12 protein-coding genes and 1 pseudogene are annotated in these 15663 nt (G+C 65.8%); 8 read left to right on the forward strand and 5 right to left on the reverse strand.

The window, feature by feature from the left end; translation table 11 throughout:
* The first annotated feature begins 354 nt into the window (after positions 1-354).
* Positions 355-1617 (forward strand): virulence factor, encoded by a 1263-nt coding sequence (locus M0D43_RS20510; protein ID WP_252162805.1) that lies wholly within the window; start codon positions 355-357, stop codon positions 1615-1617.
* A 249-nt stretch (positions 1618-1866) separates the two neighbouring features.
* On the opposite strand, the gene xseA is transcribed toward M0D43_RS20510, so the two are convergent.
* On the reverse strand, positions 1867-3204 hold the full coding sequence (gene xseA / locus M0D43_RS20515) for an exodeoxyribonuclease VII large subunit (RefSeq protein WP_252162806.1): 1338 nt from the start codon (positions 3202-3204) through the stop codon (positions 1867-1869).
* A 133-nt stretch (positions 3205-3337) separates the two neighbouring features.
* A pseudogene (queG, locus tag M0D43_RS20520) lies at positions 3338-4404 on the reverse strand (tRNA epoxyqueuosine(34) reductase QueG).
* Between the two features lie 24 nt (positions 4405-4428).
* Here queG and M0D43_RS20525 point away from each other — a divergent pair.
* The 6 genes from M0D43_RS20525 to M0D43_RS20550 all read left to right on the forward strand — a co-directional run bounded on the left by M0D43_RS20525 (position 4429) and on the right by M0D43_RS20550 (position 12140).
* Positions 4429-5916, forward strand: a complete 1488-nt coding sequence (locus tag M0D43_RS20525; RefSeq protein WP_252162808.1) for an NAD(P)H-hydrate dehydratase — start codon at positions 4429-4431, stop codon at positions 5914-5916.
* Positions 5913-6413, forward strand: a complete 501-nt coding sequence (gene tsaE / locus M0D43_RS20530; protein ID WP_252162809.1) for a tRNA (adenosine(37)-N6)-threonylcarbamoyltransferase complex ATPase subunit type 1 TsaE — start codon at positions 5913-5915, stop codon at positions 6411-6413. Before M0D43_RS20525 ends, tsaE begins: the two co-directional genes overlap by 4 nt.
* A 70-nt stretch (positions 6414-6483) precedes the next feature.
* A complete protein-coding gene (locus M0D43_RS20535; RefSeq protein ID WP_252162810.1) occupies positions 6484-8187 on the forward strand; it encodes an N-acetylmuramoyl-L-alanine amidase in 1704 nt (567 codons plus the stop codon).
* Positions 8188-8325: 138 nt separating this feature from the next.
* Entirely contained in the window at positions 8326-10203 is a 1878-nt protein-coding gene (gene mutL, locus M0D43_RS20540; RefSeq protein WP_252162811.1) for a DNA mismatch repair endonuclease MutL, read from the forward strand.
* A complete protein-coding gene (locus M0D43_RS20545; protein ID WP_252162812.1) occupies positions 10203-11138 on the forward strand; it encodes a DUF1684 domain-containing protein in 936 nt (311 codons plus the stop codon). The genes mutL and M0D43_RS20545 overlap by 1 nt, the downstream gene beginning before the upstream one ends.
* A 33-nt stretch (positions 11139-11171) precedes the next feature.
* Positions 11172-12140, forward strand: coding sequence for a TraB/GumN family protein (locus M0D43_RS20550; protein WP_252162813.1), 969 nt, complete (start codon positions 11172-11174; stop codon positions 12138-12140).
* 44 nt (positions 12141-12184) lie between these two features.
* Here M0D43_RS20550 and phaR read toward each other — a convergent pair whose 3' ends face one another.
* The 3 genes from phaR to gluQRS all read right to left on the reverse strand — a co-directional run bounded on the left by phaR (position 12185) and on the right by gluQRS (position 14647).
* On the reverse strand, positions 12185-12760 hold the full coding sequence (gene phaR, locus M0D43_RS20555; protein WP_252162814.1) for a polyhydroxyalkanoate synthesis repressor PhaR: 576 nt from the start codon (positions 12758-12760) through the stop codon (positions 12185-12187).
* A 159-nt stretch (positions 12761-12919) separates the two neighbouring features.
* Complete coding sequence (gene phbB / locus M0D43_RS20560; protein WP_252162815.1) at positions 12920-13660, reverse strand: beta-ketoacyl-ACP reductase; 741 nt, start codon at positions 13658-13660, stop codon at positions 12920-12922.
* Between the two features lie 87 nt (positions 13661-13747).
* Entirely contained in the window at positions 13748-14647 is a 900-nt protein-coding gene (gene gluQRS, locus M0D43_RS20565; protein ID WP_252162816.1) for a tRNA glutamyl-Q(34) synthetase GluQRS, read from the reverse strand.
* A gap of 97 nt (positions 14648-14744) precedes the next feature.
* Here gluQRS and htpX point away from each other — a divergent pair, with 97 nt between their 5' ends.
* Complete coding sequence (gene htpX, locus M0D43_RS20570; protein ID WP_101363849.1) at positions 14745-15623, forward strand: protease HtpX; 879 nt, start codon at positions 14745-14747, stop codon at positions 15621-15623.
* Positions 15624-15663: the final 40 nt, after the last annotated feature.

Below are 15663 nucleotides of genomic sequence, written 5' to 3' on the forward strand. Positions count from 1 at the left end.
GCGCAGGCGAAACGAGCTAGGCCTCTCTACCGTACGACGAGCGAACACTGCCGCAGGCACGCTGCGCTGGTAGAAGCAGTTTTTGGGGTGCATGCGGACGGCGGTTCGCTTCTCTACCTCCACTCGACAGCGGTGCTGAACGATTGACCAAGACCGTGGAGTTTTTGGTGCGGTCGTTCCGGCCGTTCTATGAGCGTTGTACAGCACAGCGGCAGACTGTGGGTTGCGAGCCAGGCCGTCACGCGCAATATACTTTGTTCAGCTGGCTTAACGGCGACGAACAGCGCGCACATCGCGACGAAACCGGCCGTGTCTGCTGTGGTCAAATTACAATCGCATGATGGGGACGCCGTGATGGGCATGGGGATTAAGATGTTTCGTTGGGTCATCGCGATTTTGCTGATTGGCGGCAGCGGCTACGCCGTGGCGCGGCATTTGCAGAACAGTAATACCGCCGGGCATTACGGCTCGGTCGAAGTGATTCGCCCGGAAGGCACGCCCAAGGCGATGGTGATATTGCTGCCCGATAGCGGCCATCCTCAGGACAGCCAGCGGCTGGCCGACACGCTGAGCAACGATGGCGCACTGGTGGCGGTGGTCGACACCGCAAGATACCGCGAACGCGCGCGCAAGCACCAAGTCGCCTGCAGTTCGCTGGCCGACGATGCCGAGCGGCTGGGCAAGAAATTGTTGCGCGCCGAACATGTCGATGCGTTCTTGCCGCCGGTGCTGGTGGGGCAGGGCGACGGTGCTGTGCTGGCACGCCAGGCAGTGGCCTCGGCTGCGCCCGACGTGCTGGGCGGCGCAGTGGTCGCCGACGCCGGTAGCAGGGATCCAGGGCTGGCATGCTCGCGGGATATGCCCAGTGCCAGTCAGGGCTTCCTGGACGATCTGGCCGATGAGTCCAGTCCAATGCAGATCGCCGCAGCCACACGCGGCCACTTCCTGGCTGCGCAGTCGCAAGGCCTGGGTGATTTGCCGCTCGTAGAACTGCACGCGCCAGGCAGCGACCGGCTGGTGGTGATGCTCTCCGGCGATGGCGGCTGGCGCGAACTGGATAAAGGCATCGCCGCGCAGCTGCAGCAGCAGGGCGTGTCGGTGGTGGGCTGGAACAGCCTGCGCTACTTCTGGGGCAGCCGCACGCCGCAGCAAGTTGGCGCGGACCTGGATCGGGTGATCGCCAGCTATCGCGAGCGTTGGCATATCCAGCACGTCGCCCTGGTTGGCTATTCGTTCGGTGCCGATGTATTGCCGTTCGCCTATCCGGAACTCTCGCCGCAGCAACGTGCCTCGGTGCAGTTCGTCAGCCTGCTCGGCCTTGGCCACGAGGCAGACTTCAAGGTGCGCGTCGGTGGCTGGCTGGGCTGGCATAACGATGCCGAGCGCGATGTGGAGCCGGCTATCCAGTCGCTGGATGCGCACCGCCTGCAATGCATCTACGGCGAGGAAGAAAAAGACACGCTGTGCCCGGAACTGCGCGCACGCGGCGTGCAGGTGCTGGCACGCCCGGGTGGGCACCACTTCGACCACGATCCGGTGGTGCTGGCCGGGCTGCTGATGCAAGGCTGGCAGCACGCAGCGCAAACACCGATCGCGCAAGCGTCCAGCCGCTCCTAACGCGGCTGTGAGCCAGCGAAGCGCCCTGCATAACGTTTTCTAGAGCGTTTGATCTACAAGTAACGATCGTCATCGTGCACCTTCCACTATGCGAAGGTGCTCGCGTCTAAGCACGGCGTGTTCGACGGTGCTCTCTGGCACCGGGCCGACCTTCGCGGACCGACGTGAAGTGAGAACCTTCGAAGCGTTCACGCTGGCGCTGGGTGCCGGCATTGCTACAGGAGCCACGCTGTCGCGCGTGGCTTGCTGTCAACTCTCGCCAGACTCTACCCGCACTTCGATACTGCCATCGGCCAGTTGTGCGCGTAGGTGTTCGCCTGCTACCACCTCGGCGGCGCTGCGTACGACGCTGCCATCGGCAGGGCGGGTCACGATCGCGTAGCCGCGCGCAACCGTGGCCAGCGGGCTGACCGCTTCCAGCGAGCGCGCAATGCTGCGCAGCTGCAGCTGATCGTGCTGCAGGCGCCGTTGCATCGCCGCCTGGGGGTGCAACGCCCGCAGGCGTTGCTGCAAGCCGGCCAGATGACGTCGCGGGTTGTGTGATTGCACCTGCGCTTGCCCACGCTGCACACGTGCCTGCAAGCGCTCCAGCACTTGCGTCATGCGCGCACGCAGCTGGCGACCTGCCTCTTCCTGGCGGCGATGGAGCAGTTGCAGTCGCGCCTGCGGGCTATGCGCACGCAGGCGAAGCGCAAGTCGGTCTGCGCGTTGCATGGCATTGCCCAAGGCGTGTTGCTGCAGCTGAGTCATGCGTGCCTGCGCACGTCGCACGCGCGCGATCAGCTCGCGTTGATCGGGCACCAGCAATTCGGCCGCGACCGAGGGCGTGGGCGCACGCACATCGGCCACGAAATCGCTGAGGCTGAAGTCGGTCTCGTGGCCTACCGCAGACACCACGGGTGTCTGCGCAGCGGCAATCGCGCGCGCCAGGCGCTCGTCGTTGAAGGCCCACAGATCTTCCAGCGAGCCGCCACCGCGGGTGATCAGGATGACGTCGTAGCGCCCGGACGCATCGGCGCGTTGCAGCAGTGAGGTAATCTGTGCGGCGGCGCTGTCGCCTTGCACCAGTGCGGGCAGTAGGTCCACTTCCAGTAGCGGAAAGCGCCTGGCCAGCACGCTGAGTACATCGCGCACCGCCGCGCCGCTGGGCGAGGTAATCACCGCGAGACGCTGCACATGCGCAGGCAGTGCCTGCTTACGCTCGGCATCGAACAGGCCTTCGGCAGCCAGACGTGCGCGCAGTTCGTCGAAGGCGCGGCGCAACGCGCCTTCACCTGCTTCTTCCATATGGTCGAGCACCAGCTGGTAATCGCCGCGTGCTTCGTACAGGGTCAGGCGCCCGCGCGCGAGCACGCGCAGGCCTTCGCGCGGCTGGAATTTCAGCCAGGTGCTTTTGGGCTTGAACATCGCACAGCGGATCTGCGCACGCGCGTCCTTCAGCGTGAAATAGAGATGCCCCGACGAGGGCCGGGTGACGCTGCTCAGTTCGGCTTCCACCCAGACCAGCGGAAAGCTGCCTTCCAGCAGGTCGCGCGCCAGCGAATTGAGCTGGCTGGGAGTGAGGATCTGTTCGTTGCGGTCGGCCATCGCCGTATTATCCCGTAGCGACGAAGATCGTGGGTGATCCGCTGGCGAACGCCTATGCGGCCGGTGACTCCCTCGGTGATTGTCGTGTCGCAGATGGCGTAGGCGCAAGGCGCGTTAGTCAATGCCTGTCGGCTCACAGACCGTGTTGCGCCAGCGCCCAACCAACGTGTTCGCGCACCAGCGCCGCATCGTCGTGACGACGCGCTTCCAGTGCGGTGAGCACCTCTGGCGTGCCGGGCGCATTGCCCAGGCCGACGGCGATATTGCGCAGCCAGCGTTCATGTCCGCTACGGCGGATCGGACTGCCCTCGGTGCGACGCAGGAATTCGTCTTCGTCCCAGGCGAACAGCTGCGGCAGCGTAGCCACGTCCAGCGCATTGCGGGCGCGGAAATCGGCTTCGTCGGTGCGCTTGGCGAACTTGTTCCAGGGGCAGATCAGCTGGCAATCGTCGCAGCCGAAGATGCGGTTGCCGATCGGCTTGCGCATGTCTTCTGGAATTGCGCCGTCGTGTTCGATGGTGAGGTACGCGATGCAGCGGCGCGCATCCAGCCGGTACGGCGCGATGATGGCTTGGGTGGGGCAGATATCGATACAGCGCGTGCAGGTGCCGCAATGCGCCGTTGCGGGCGTGTCGATCGGCAGCGGCAGGTCGAGGTAGATCTCGCCCAGGAAAAACCACGAGCCGCCGTTGCGATCGATGAGGCAGGTATGTTTGCCGATCCAGCCCAGGCCGGCATTGCGCGCCAACGCGCGTTCGAGCACCGGTGCGGAATCGACGAACACGCGGAAACCGAATGCGCCGATTTCGCCCTGGATACGCTCGGCCAGCTTCTGCAGCCGGTTGCGCATCAGCTTGTGGTAATCGCGCCCTAGTGCATAGCGCGCCACGTAGGCCGTGTGCCGTCGTGCAGGGTGTTCCAGGCCTCGGTGTCGTCCTTGCGGCCGTAATCCATGCCCACCGACAACACGCGCAAGGTGCCAGGTACCAGCTCCTGCGGGCGCGAGCGCTTGTCGCCGTGCTGGGCCATCCAGTGCATGGTGCCGTACAGGCCTTCTTCCAGCCAGCTGCGCAGGTGCACCTCGTCTTCGCCCAGCTCGATGCCGGTAATGCCGCAGCGTTGAAAGCCGGCTTCGCGCGCAAGCACGCGAATGCGCGCGGCGGCATCGGCAGGGTCGGGGCGGGCAAGGACGGCAGACATGGCGACAAGTATAGAATTCCCGGCATGTACGCACCGCTCGATCTTTACGACACCGCCGCCGCACGCACGCTCGATGCGCAGGCCACCATGCTGCTTGGCGGCGACGGCTACATCCTGATGCAACGCGCCGGGCAGGCCGCCTGGCAGTGGTTGCTGGAACGCTGGCCGCAGGCGCGCCGCATCGTGGTGGTATGCGGTACCGGCAACAATGGCGGCGATGGCTATGTGCTGGCGCGCCTGGCGCACCGGGCAGGGCGCCGGGTACGCGTGGTGCATCTGCCCGAGCACGGCCCCGGATCGGACCTGGCGCAGCGTGCCTGCACCGACTACCTGGCGGTCGGTGGCGCGATCGAATTGTTTCCGTACCCGCTGGCGCAGGCGGATGTGATCGTCGATGCGCTGTTCGGCATCGGCCTGAATCGCGCACCGGACGAGGCTACCGCTGCGTTGATCGACGCCATCAACGCGGCCGGCGTGCCGGTGTTCGCGCTGGATGTGCCCAGTGGCATCGATGCAGATCACGGGGTGGCTTTCGGCGCCGCGGTAAACGCTGCGCTGACCTTGCAGTTCATCGTGCCGCATCTGGGGCTCTACACCGGTGACGCGCTGGAAAACGCCGGCGAGCGCGCAGTCGCGCCGCTGGAGGTGCCTGCGTCTGCATTCGATGGACTGACGCCTGCCGCGCACAGTTGGAATGGCGATGCACTGGCGGCGCAGTTGCGCCCACGTCGTCGCAACACGCACAAGGGCCAATCCGGGCGGGTGCTGTGCGTGGGCGGCAATCTCGGCAGCGGTGGCGCCATCATGCTGACTGCCGAAGCGGCGTTGCGCAGCGGCGTCGGCTTGGTGCAGGTCGCGACGCGTGCCGAGCATGTGACCCCACTGCTGGCCCGCTGCCCCGAAGCGATGGTGCGTGCCGTGCAGGCCGATGACGATATCGCCACACTGGCCGAGGCGGCGGACGCAGTCGCGCTCGGACCCGGGCTAGGGCAGGACGCCTGGGCTCACGCGTTGTGGCGTGCGGCGCTGGGCGCCGACACGGCAGTGGTGATCGACGCCGATGGCTTGAATCTGCTGGCTGGCAACGCGGTGCCGGCACGTGGCCCGCGGATTCTGACCCCGCACCCGGGCGAAGCCGGTCGTTTGCTGGGACTTTCGACCGCGCAGATTCAGCGCGATCGTCCGGCCGCTGCGGCTGCACTGGCAAAGCGCTATCACGCGGTGGTGGTGCTGAAAGGCGCCGGCACCGTGGTCGCCGCGCCAGACGCGGTGCCGCGCATTATCGACGCAGGGAATCCGGGCATGGCGGTCGGCGGCATGGGGGATCTATTGACCGGTGTCATTGCGTCATTGTTGGGGCAGGGCTGGTCGCCATTCGACGCCGCCAGCCTTGGCGCATTACTGCATGCCTGCGCCGGCGATGCGGCTGCGCAGGCAGGCGAGCGCGGCTTACTGCCAACCGATCTGCTTCCAGAACTGCGCCGCCTCGCCAACGCTGGAACCATTGCATGATCGACCTCAACGGACACCTGCACGACGCGCAGGCCACCGAAACCCTGGGCCAGGCCCTGGCCGCAGCGCGGCCCGTCACTGCGGTGGTGCAGTTGCATGGCGACCTGGGCGCCGGCAAATCCACCCTCGCACGCGCGCTGCTGCGCGCACTCGGCGTCACCGGGCCGATCCGCAGCCCGACCTACACCCTGGTCGAACGCTATCGGCTGAGTACCGGCGATGAAGCCTGGCATCTGGACCTGTATCGCATCGGCCACGCCGGAGAGCTGGATTTTCTCGGGCTCGACGAGGGCAGTGCGAGCCTGTGGCTGGTTGAATGGCCGGAGCGCGGCGCCGGTGTCCTGCCGCCGGTCGATCTAGACGTGGAATTGGTCGTTGCCGGCGAAGGGCGTCGCGTTCGGTTGCGGGGCCGCAGTGCGGTCGGGCACGGCTGGCTGGAGCGTCTGTCGCGGCAGCCCCAGTTGCAGCCCCTTTTTGCCGCCTCACGAGAAGAATGAACGCCAGGTTGTGGATTATTAAGGGAAATCACCTTGCAATTCACACGGTTGGATGATTGAATCCAGCGCCATGACACCGGGGATCCGCCAGTTCTGTGTTTCCGCCCTGACCGCCAGCCTGAGCCTGGCGGTTTTTGCTGCGTGGGCCGGCGAAATCAAGGGTGTTGGCGTGAGTACCGGCGCAACCGGAACCCGCGCAGAAATTCAACTTGTCGGCAGCGGTGGGTTCAAAACCTTGTCGCTGGCGAACCCGGATCGCTTGGTCGTCGATTTTCCAGATTCCTCCGGCGTGCGCGGCCTCAAACTACCGTCCGCTGCCGGGTTGGTGACGTCGGTGCGCACCGGTCAGCCGGTGCCGGGGACGTTCCGGGTGGTGTTCGAGCTGGCAACGCCGGTGACGTCGCTCAAACCGCAGATGCAGACCATGGGGAGCGGGTCGACGTTGGTGATCGAATGGCCGGGCGATCCGACCCCGCCAGCGACCTCCGCAGTTGCTACTGCGCCAACGGTTGCCCCCGTGTCGCGTCCGCTGAACGCACAGAGCGAGGCTGCGCGCGCAACCGCTGCGCTGGCCGCTTCTGCACAGCGCGCCTCCTCGGTGCCGTCGCCCCAACCACAAACTCCGCCGCCTGCACCGTACGTGCCGGCATCGGCGATGCCAACTGTCACTCAGGCGCCGGTTCCGACAACCGTTGCCACTGGCGTACCAACGCCGCGGCCCGGCACCACCACTCATAACGCAGCGCCAACTGGCGTAGCAGGCAGCACACCTAACCGTGCCACCGTGCCCAGCGGCAACGCATCGGCTGGCGCAGTGGCCGCCGGCAGTAGCGCATCCGCAGCTGCCATCTTGAACGGCGGCAGCGCACCGACGACGGGAGCGATGGCAGGGAGTAGCGCAGCAGTCACCCCCAACGGCGGGTCGAGTGTGGTGGCCGCCGCAAACGACGACGACCTTCCGCCGCGACCGGTGCTGCCCAGCGAGGCATCGCGCGTCAAGATGTCACCAGGCATGCGGCCGTTGATCGTCGCCATCGATCCCGGCCATGGTGGCCAGGATCCGGGGGCGATGGGTCCGACCGGCAAGCGCGAAAAAGACGTGACCCTGGCGGTCGGCCGCGAACTGGCGCGCCAGATCAACGCCACGCCCGGGATGAAGGCGTACCTGACCCGCGACACCGACGTGTTCATTCCGTTGCCCATGCGCGCGCAAAAGGCGCGGGCTGCGAAGGCCGACATCTTCATTTCCATCCATGCCGACGCTGCAGAAAATCGCAGTGCGACCGGCTCGTCGGTGTACGTCCTGTCGACCAAGGGCGCCTCGTCGCAACGCGCGCGCTGGTTGGCCGATAAGGAAAACGCGGCCGATCTGGTGGGGGGCGTGCGGCTGCAACAAACCGAAAGCACGCTGGCCAACGTGCTGCTGGACCTGGCGCAGAGCGGCCACATGAAGGCCTCCGAGGATGCCGCCGGCCATGTGCTCGGTGGCCTCAAGCGTATCGGCAACAATCACAAGCCGCAGCTGGAGCGCGCCAATTTCGCGGTGCTGCGTACCTCCGACATGCCGGCGATGCTGGTCGAAACCGCCTTCATTTCCAACCCGGACGAAGAACGCCGCCTGATCGACCCGGCCTACCAGCGCAAGATCGCCGCCGCCGTGCTGGATGGCATCGATACCTTCTTCACCCGTCAGCCGCCGCCGGGCACCTTGTTTGCCGCGCGCGCGCAGGCCGAGGCCGATGCCGTCGGCACCGTGGCCGGCGGCAGTCGCTGACCCGCTCGGCTATCATTCGGCACTGATTCCCTGAGTGACGGCGCCTGCGCGCCGCCGGATTGCCGTGCCGACGTTCGTCTTGCCTGCCACCCCCGACATCCATCCTGTTTTGCGCTGCCAGCGCTCAAGCGTGCGCTGATGGCGATCCGTCAGTTACCCGAGATCCTGATCAACCAGATCGCTGCCGGAGAAGTGGTCGAGCGTCCCGCCTCGGTGGTCAAGGAGCTGGTCGAAAACGCCCTCGATGCCGGTGCCACCCGCGTGGACATCGATCTGGAAGAGGGCGGCGTGCGGCTGATCCGCATCCGCGACAACGGCGGCGGGATTACGCCCGATGAGTTGCCGTTGGCGGTGTCGCGGCATGCCACCAGCAAGATCGCCTCGCTGGACGATCTGGAAACCGTCGCCACGCTCGGCTTCCGCGGCGAAGCCTTGCCGTCGATCGCCTCGGTCAGCCGCTTTACGCTGATCTCGCGCCGTCACGATGCCGAACACGGCTCGGCGCTGCAGATCGAAGGCGGGCGGCTTGGCGAGGTGACGCCGCACGCGCATGCGCCCGGTACAACGGTGGAAGTGCGCGAGTTGTTCTTCAACGTGCCGGCGCGGCGCAAGTTTCTGCGCGCCGAGCGTACCGAACTGGGGCATATTGAAGAGTGGCTGCGTTCGTTGGCGTTGGCGCGCCCGGATGTGGAATTGCGCGTGGCACACAACGGCAAACCGTCGCGCCGCTACAAGCCGGGCGATCTGTATTCGGATGCGCGGCTGGGCGAAACCTTGGGCGAGGACTTCGCGCGGCAGGCCTTGCGCGTGGATCACAGTGGCGCCGGCCTGCGGCTGCATGGCTGGGTCGCGCAACCGCATTACTCGCGGGCCAGCACGGATCAGCAATATCTCTACGTCAACGGCCGCTCGGTGCGCGATCGCAGCGTGGCGCATGCGGTCAAGATGGCCTACGGCGATGTGTTGTTCCATGGCCGCCAGCCCGCGTACGTGCTGTTTCTCGAGCTGGACCCGGCGCGCGTGGACGTCAACGTGCACCCTGCCAAGCACGAGGTGCGTTTCCGCGAAGCGCGGCTGATTCACGACTTCGTCTATCGCACCTTGCAGGATGCCCTGGCACAGACGCGCGCCGGCGCCACGCCCAACAGCATTGGCAGCGATGGCGTCGGCTACGCGGGCGCCACGTCTGCAGGAATTGGCGGCATTGGCAGCGGAGGCGTTCCGAGCCATGGCACCTCACCCGGTACCGGTGGTGGCGGCTACAGCTACACCAGCTGGACGCCTTCGCAGACGCCGCTGGGCCTGCGCGTGGACGAGGCGCGCGCCGCCTACAGCGCGCTGTATGCGCCGCCGCCGAGCAGCGCCCAGCAATCGGCGGGGATGCCGGCCATGGCCGGCACCGGATTGCCGGCGACTGCAGAAGACAGCGGGGTGCCGCCGCTCGGATATGCCATCGCGCAGTTGCACGGCATCTACATCCTGGCCGAAAACGCCGAGGGCTTGATCGTGGTGGATATGCACGCGGCGCACGAGCGCATCGGCTACGAGCGGCTTAAAACTGCGCACGACAGCATCGGCCTGCACGCGCAGCCGTTGCTGGTGCCGATGACGCTGGCAGTGGGCGAGCGCGAAGCCGACACCGCCGAGCGCGAAGCCGACACGCTTGCCACGCTCGGGTTCGAGATCACCCGCGCCGGTCCGCAGTCGCTGCACGTGCGCAGCATTCCCGCGTTGCTGGCGAATGCCGAACCGGAGGCGCTGCTGCGCGATGTGCTGGGCGATCTGCGCGAGCATGGTCAAAGCCGTCGCATTGCCAGCGCACGCGACGAACTGCTCTCCACCATGGCGTGCCACGGCGCAGTACGCGCCAACCGCCGCCTCACCGTGCCGGAAATGAACGCGCTGCTGCGCGATATGGAAGTGACCGAACGCTCGGGCCAATGCAACCATGGCCGACCGACCTGGGCGCGGTTTACGCTGAGCGATATCGATCGTTGGTTTCTCAGGGGGCGTTGATGGCAGTGCACAGAGGCAAGGGCTGGCTGCTCGGCATGCTGGTCGCAGCGGTATTGGTCGGTTGCGGGCGCGATGCGGCCCCTCCGGCTGCGCCGGTCGCACTCGACAAGACATTCCTGGCCGACACGGCCGCCTGGCGCGAAGCGCGTCTGAAAGAACTGCGCGCGCCCGATGGCTGGACCAGCCTGGTCGGCCTGCACTGGCTGTCGCTGAAGGCGCATTACATCGGCAGCAGCGCCGACAGCGGTATCAAACTCGCAGTGGGCCCGCCGAAGATGGGCATGGTGTCCACTGAGAACAATGCGGTCTGGTTCGTGCCCGAGCGCGGCGCCGCGCTGACCCTCGATGGCAAGCCGCTGACCAGCCGGATCCGCTTCCAGTCCGACCGCGATCCGCAGCCCACCCTGATCCATTTCGACGATGGCAAAGGGGTGTTGAGCCTGATCCATCGCGGTGACCGCTATGCGCTGCGCGTCAAGCATGCCGACGCGACGTCGCGCACGCACTTCGCTGGACTGGACTACTGGCCGTTGGATCCGTCCTGGCGCATCAGCGCGCGCTACGTGCCCAATACTGTCGGCAAGACCATCCCGATCGTGGATATCGTCGGTATCAGCAGCGAGCAGCCGAATGCGGGTGCGATCGCCTTCGAGCGCGACGGCAAAACCTATCGATTGGAAACCATCGGCGAGCCAGGGCGGCCGATGTTTGTGGTATTCGCCGATCGCACCAGCGGCCACGGCAGCTATCCGGCCGGGCGTTTTCTGGATCTGGACATGCCCGATGCCTCCGGGAAGGTTGTGGTCGATTTCAATCGTGCCTACAACCCGCCATGCGCATTTACCCCATTCGCCACCTGCCCGCTGCCGCCGCCGGAGAATCGCATCGATCTGGCGGTATCGGCGGGCGAGAAGGCCTACAAGGTGTCGCACTGACATGTGTGACGTTGATATATGCGGGAAAGCACGATGACAGGGCAACGGACAACGGCGATGCGCCAACGTGTTGCCGCCTGGTGCGGCGGCGCGCTGCTCGGCCTGACCTTGTGGAGCGGGGCGCTTGCGCCGCTGTGGGCACGCGGCGTCAGCGATGCGCCGGCCGGCCCGCCGGTGCCGCTGCTGTGGAAGGTCGATGGCAAGGGCGGCACCTTGTATCTGCTGGGTTCGTTCCATGTGCTCAAGCCCAGCGACTACCCGCTATCGCCGGATGTGATGCAGGCCTTCGCCAAGGCCGACCGCCTGCTATTCGAGTTGCCGCCTGACGATGCGCAGTCGCCGGAACTGGCCAGTCGCATGTTGCAGGCCGCGCGGCGCACCGACGGGCGCACGCTGCAGGACACGCTGGACGCAAAAACCTGGCAGTCACTGAGTGCCTACGCGCGCAGGTACGGCATGTCGCTGGAGAGCTTGCAGCCGCTCAAGCCCTGGTTCGTGGCACTGACGATCAGCCTGGCCGAGATGACCCGGCAAGGTATGGACCCGAACGCAGGGCTGGACCATTACCTGATGGAACAGGCGCAGGCGCGCGGCAAGCCGGCCGATGGCCTGGAGCGCGCCGCCGAACAGATCGCGTTGCTCGATGGCATGTCGCCTACCGAGCAGCATCAGTTGCTGGAAGAGTCGCTGGACGAGGCAGATGCCACCGACCAATTGCGTCAGCTGCATGCGGCCTGGCGCAATGGCGACGTGCATACGCTGTCCACGCAAATGGCCGAAGACATGCGCCGCCAGTACCCGGCGCTTTATCAGGACATCAATGTCGAGCGCAATGCGCGCTGGGTGCCGCGTCTGGAACAGCGGCTTGGCAAAGGCAGCGGAACCACGCTGGTGGTGGTCGGTGCGCTGCATTTGCTGGGGACCGACGGGGTAGTGGAGCGTCTGCGTGCACGCGGCTACCACGTGGAGCGGATCTGCTCGGCAAAGCAGGCCGGCCGCTGATTGACTGCGCCTGGGAGCGTGGACGCTCCTGGCGCAGCTTTGACTTAGCCGCGATTGCGGGCCTTGCCGGTGGTGCCGTGATTGTTGCCCGGCGTGCCGTGCGTGCCGGTTCCCATCGGACCGCTGCCCAGGCCGCTTGCGCCGGGCGGGGTCGGTGGCGTGCCAGGGCCACCCGGGCGACAGAAGCCGGCGCCGAAATTGCGCTGGAATTCCTGCCACAACTCCAGGTTGCGCTCGGTCAGCTGGTTCATCATCGCCCAGGGGGTCTGCCCGAGCAGGTTGCCCATCTGCTGACGGAACTGCTGCTGCTGGTCCAGGAACACCTGCATGCTGCGCTCCAGGTAGTTGCCCATGAAGCCCTGCAGCGAGTCGCCGTAGAAGCGGATGATCTGGCTCAGCAGCTGGGTGGAGAGCATCGGCTCGCCGTCCTGTTCGCGGTCGGCAATGATTTGCAGCAGTACCGCACGGCTCAGGTCTTCGCCGCTCTTGGCGTCGCGTACTTCGAATTCTTCGCCATCGATGATCAATTGGCGCACATCTTCGATGGTGATGTAGCTGGAGATTTCCGTGTCGTAGAGACGGCGATTGGGATACTTCTTGATGATGCGAAGTCCGGCCATGGAACGTTCACCCACACTGATAGTGCGCGCAGGATGGCGCACCGCAGCAGCGCTTGCAACAGCCAAAACGCCTTATTTGCTTAAGCGGACACATTAAAAATGTTGCGCAGCATGGTTTTTGTTGTAAATCCATGCTGCACCGCAAAGTTGCAGCAAACGCTACCAACCCATGTGATGGCCACCATTGATGTCAAGATTGGAGCCGGTGATCCAGGCAGCCTCTTCCGCAACCAGAAACGCGACCGCATAGGCGATCTCTTCCGGGCGTCCCAACCGGCCAGTCGGGATGTCGGCCACGATCTTGGCGCGAACCTCTTCCGGCACCGCCATCACCATGTCGGTGGCCACGTAACCGGGCGAGACCGTGTTGACAGTGACTCCGAATGCCGCATTTTCGCGCGCCAGCGAGATGGTGAAACCGTGCATGCCGGCCTTGGCTGCCGCGTAGTTGGCCTGACCGTACTGGCCCTTGAGCCCGTTAATGGAGCTGATCTGAATCACCCGGCCCCAGCCACGCTTGCGCATGCCCTGGATGACCGGGCGGGTCACGTTGAAGACCGAATTGAGGTTGGTGTTGATGACCTCGTGCCACTGCTCGGCCGTCATGCGGTGGAAGGTGGTATCGCGGGTGATGCCGGCGTTGTTGACCAGTACCTCGATCGGCCCCAGCGCGGCTTCGACCTCTTCCACCAATGCGCGTGCATGCTCGGACGAGGCCACATCGCCGCGAAACAAGGAGAAATCATAGCCTTGCGCCTGCATGCGCTGTTGCCAGGCGCGTGCCTTTTCTTCATCGCGAAAGTTGCTGGCGACCCGGTGGCCCTGGTCGGCCAGGCGCTTGCAGATGGCAGTACCGATACCGCCGGTGCCGCCGGTGACCAATGCGACGCGAGATGTCATGACGACTCCAATCAACAAGTAAGGCTGAGGGCGATCCGGGAGCGTGCCGACGCGGCCGCGCCTGGACGCCGGTGCTGGGGCGCAATTCTAGTCACGCTGGCGCTCGGATGCGCAGATATCACGGTCCAGCCGGCGTTGCCGCGGGAGCGACTGTGGCGAAAAATGCTGCACTGCCTGCTGCAGCAGGGTCTCGACCCCTGCATGCCGCGGCAGCGCGTCCGGCCGCTGGCCCAGCGCGGCCCAGGCGGCGTGCAGGGGCGGTAGTGGGTCGGTATCGTCCAGTGCGGGTGCGTCGTACGACTTGGACAGCTTGCGGCCATCACGATCCAGCATCAGCGGTAGGTGCAGATAGCGCGGCTGCGGCAGGCCCAGTGCGCGCTGCAGCACCAGCTGGCGCGGGGTGGAGTCGAGCAGATCGGCGCCGCGCACGACATCGGTGATGCCCTGCGCTGCATCGTCTACCACCACCGCCAGTTGATAAGCCCAATAGCCATCGGCGCGGCGCAGCACCACATCGCCCACCTCGGCGTAGACGTCCTGCACTACCGGGCCTTGTAGCGCGTCGTGGAAGACGACCGGCGATTGCCGCGGCACCCGCAGGCGCACCGCACGGCGCTCGCCCAGCGGCGCGACGCAGGCGTGGTGGATGCCGCCCATGCCGGCCAGGTCGGCGCGGCTGCAACTGCACTCGAAGGCCTGGCCGGTCTCCAGCAACTGGTTGATGGCGGCGGTGTAGACGGCGTCACGCTCGGACTGCCGGATCACGGGAAGATCCGAGTGCAGACCGAAGGCAGTCAGGGTGCGTAGTTGCCGCTCGCAGGCACCGGGTTCGGCGCGCGGCGGGTCGATGTCTTCGATGCGCACGCACCACCGTCCGCCGGCATGCCGGGCCAGTAGCCAGCTGCCGAATGCAGTCAGCAGGGAGCCGAAGTGCAGGGGGCCGGTGGGCGAGGGCGCGAAGCGGCCGAGATAGGAGGGCGATGGCATGGGCAGCTGAATCGTCGGTCAGGTGCTTGCTTGATTTCAAGCCGCCACACCCGCAGATCCGCAACAGTTCACCCCGCATCCGTGGAGCCTCTGCGCCATGTTCAACCGCATTTTCCTGTTCCTGCTGACCAACTTCGCGGTGCTGATGCTCGCCGGCATCGTCATGTCGGTGCTGGGCGTCAATCCCGCGCAAATGAGTGGTCTGTTGGTGATGGCCGCCATCTTCGGTTTCGGCGGCTCCTTTATTTCCCTGCTGCTGTCCAAGTTCATGGCCAAGCGCAGCACCGGCGCACAGGTCATCACCGAGCCGCGCACCCCGACCGAGCGCTGGTTACTGGAGACCGTGCGCCGCCAGGCTCAGGCTGCCGGCATCGGCATGCCGGAAGTGGCGATCTATGAGGGACCGGAAATCAATGCTTTCGCAACCGGCGCCAATCGCAACAATGCCTTGGTGGCGGTGTCGACCGGCCTGCTGCAGAACATGGACCAGGATGAAGCCGAGGCCGTGCTCGGCCACGAAATCGCCCACGTCGCAAATGGCGACATGGTGACCATGGCGCTGTTGCAGGGCGTGCTCAATACCTTCGTGATCGTGCTCGCACGCGTGGTCGGCGGCGTCATCGACAGCGCCCTGTCGGGCAACCGCGACAGCGGCCGCGGCTTTGCGTACTACATCATCGTGTTCGCGCTGGAGATGGTGCTTGGCATGTTCGCGACTATGATTGCGATGTGGTTTTCGCGTCGCCGCGAATTCCGCGCCGATGCCGGTGGTGCGCAACTGGCCGGCCGCAGCAAGATGATCGCTGCGCTGGAGCGGCTGTCGCTCAACCATGGCCAGAACACCTTGCCCTCCCAGGTGCAGGCATTCGGCATTTCCGGCGGGGTGGGTGACGGCCTGCGCCGTCTGTTCCTGAGCCATCCGCCGCTCACCGAGCGCATCGCTGCGCTGCGTGCCGCCAACGGCACTGCGATGTAAGTTGTCGCGTTGGTTGCCGTGCGATGGTGTGGAGTGAGCG

Origin of the sequence: Xanthomonas prunicola, from assembly GCF_025266575.1 — a bacterium.
Classification (GTDB): Bacteria; Pseudomonadota; Gammaproteobacteria; order Xanthomonadales; family Xanthomonadaceae; genus Xanthomonas; species Xanthomonas prunicola.

What these genes read in the sequence shown, in the direction of transcription:
- htpX (WP_101363849.1), top strand. Translation starts at nt 14,745, where the DNA reads ATGTTCAACCGCATTTTCCTGTTCCTGCTGACCAACTTCGCGGTGCTG.
- M0D43_RS20525 (WP_252162808.1), top strand. Translation starts at nt 4,429, where the DNA reads ATGTACGCACCGCTCGATCTTTACGACACCGCCGCCGCACGCACGCTC.
- mutL (WP_252162811.1), top strand. Translation starts at nt 8,326, where the DNA reads ATGGCGATCCGTCAGTTACCCGAGATCCTGATCAACCAGATCGCTGCC.
- phbB (WP_252162815.1), bottom strand. Translation starts at nt 13,660, where the DNA reads ATGACATCTCGCGTCGCATTGGTCACCGGCGGCACCGGCGGTATCGGT.
- xseA (WP_252162806.1), bottom strand. Translation starts at nt 3,204, where the DNA reads ATGGCCGACCGCAACGAACAGATCCTCACTCCCAGCCAGCTCAATTCG.
- M0D43_RS20545 (WP_252162812.1), top strand. Translation starts at nt 10,203, where the DNA reads ATGGCAGTGCACAGAGGCAAGGGCTGGCTGCTCGGCATGCTGGTCGCA.
- tsaE (WP_252162809.1), top strand. Translation starts at nt 5,913, where the DNA reads ATGATCGACCTCAACGGACACCTGCACGACGCGCAGGCCACCGAAACC.
- phaR (WP_252162814.1), bottom strand. Translation starts at nt 12,760, where the DNA reads ATGGCCGGACTTCGCATCATCAAGAAGTATCCCAATCGCCGTCTCTAC.
- M0D43_RS20510 (WP_252162805.1), top strand. Translation starts at nt 355, where the DNA reads ATGGGCATGGGGATTAAGATGTTTCGTTGGGTCATCGCGATTTTGCTG.
- M0D43_RS20535 (WP_252162810.1), top strand. Translation starts at nt 6,484, where the DNA reads ATGACACCGGGGATCCGCCAGTTCTGTGTTTCCGCCCTGACCGCCAGC.
- gluQRS (WP_252162816.1), bottom strand. Translation starts at nt 14,647, where the DNA reads ATGCCATCGCCCTCCTATCTCGGCCGCTTCGCGCCCTCGCCCACCGGC.
- M0D43_RS20550 (WP_252162813.1), top strand. Translation starts at nt 11,172, where the DNA reads ATGACAGGGCAACGGACAACGGCGATGCGCCAACGTGTTGCCGCCTGG.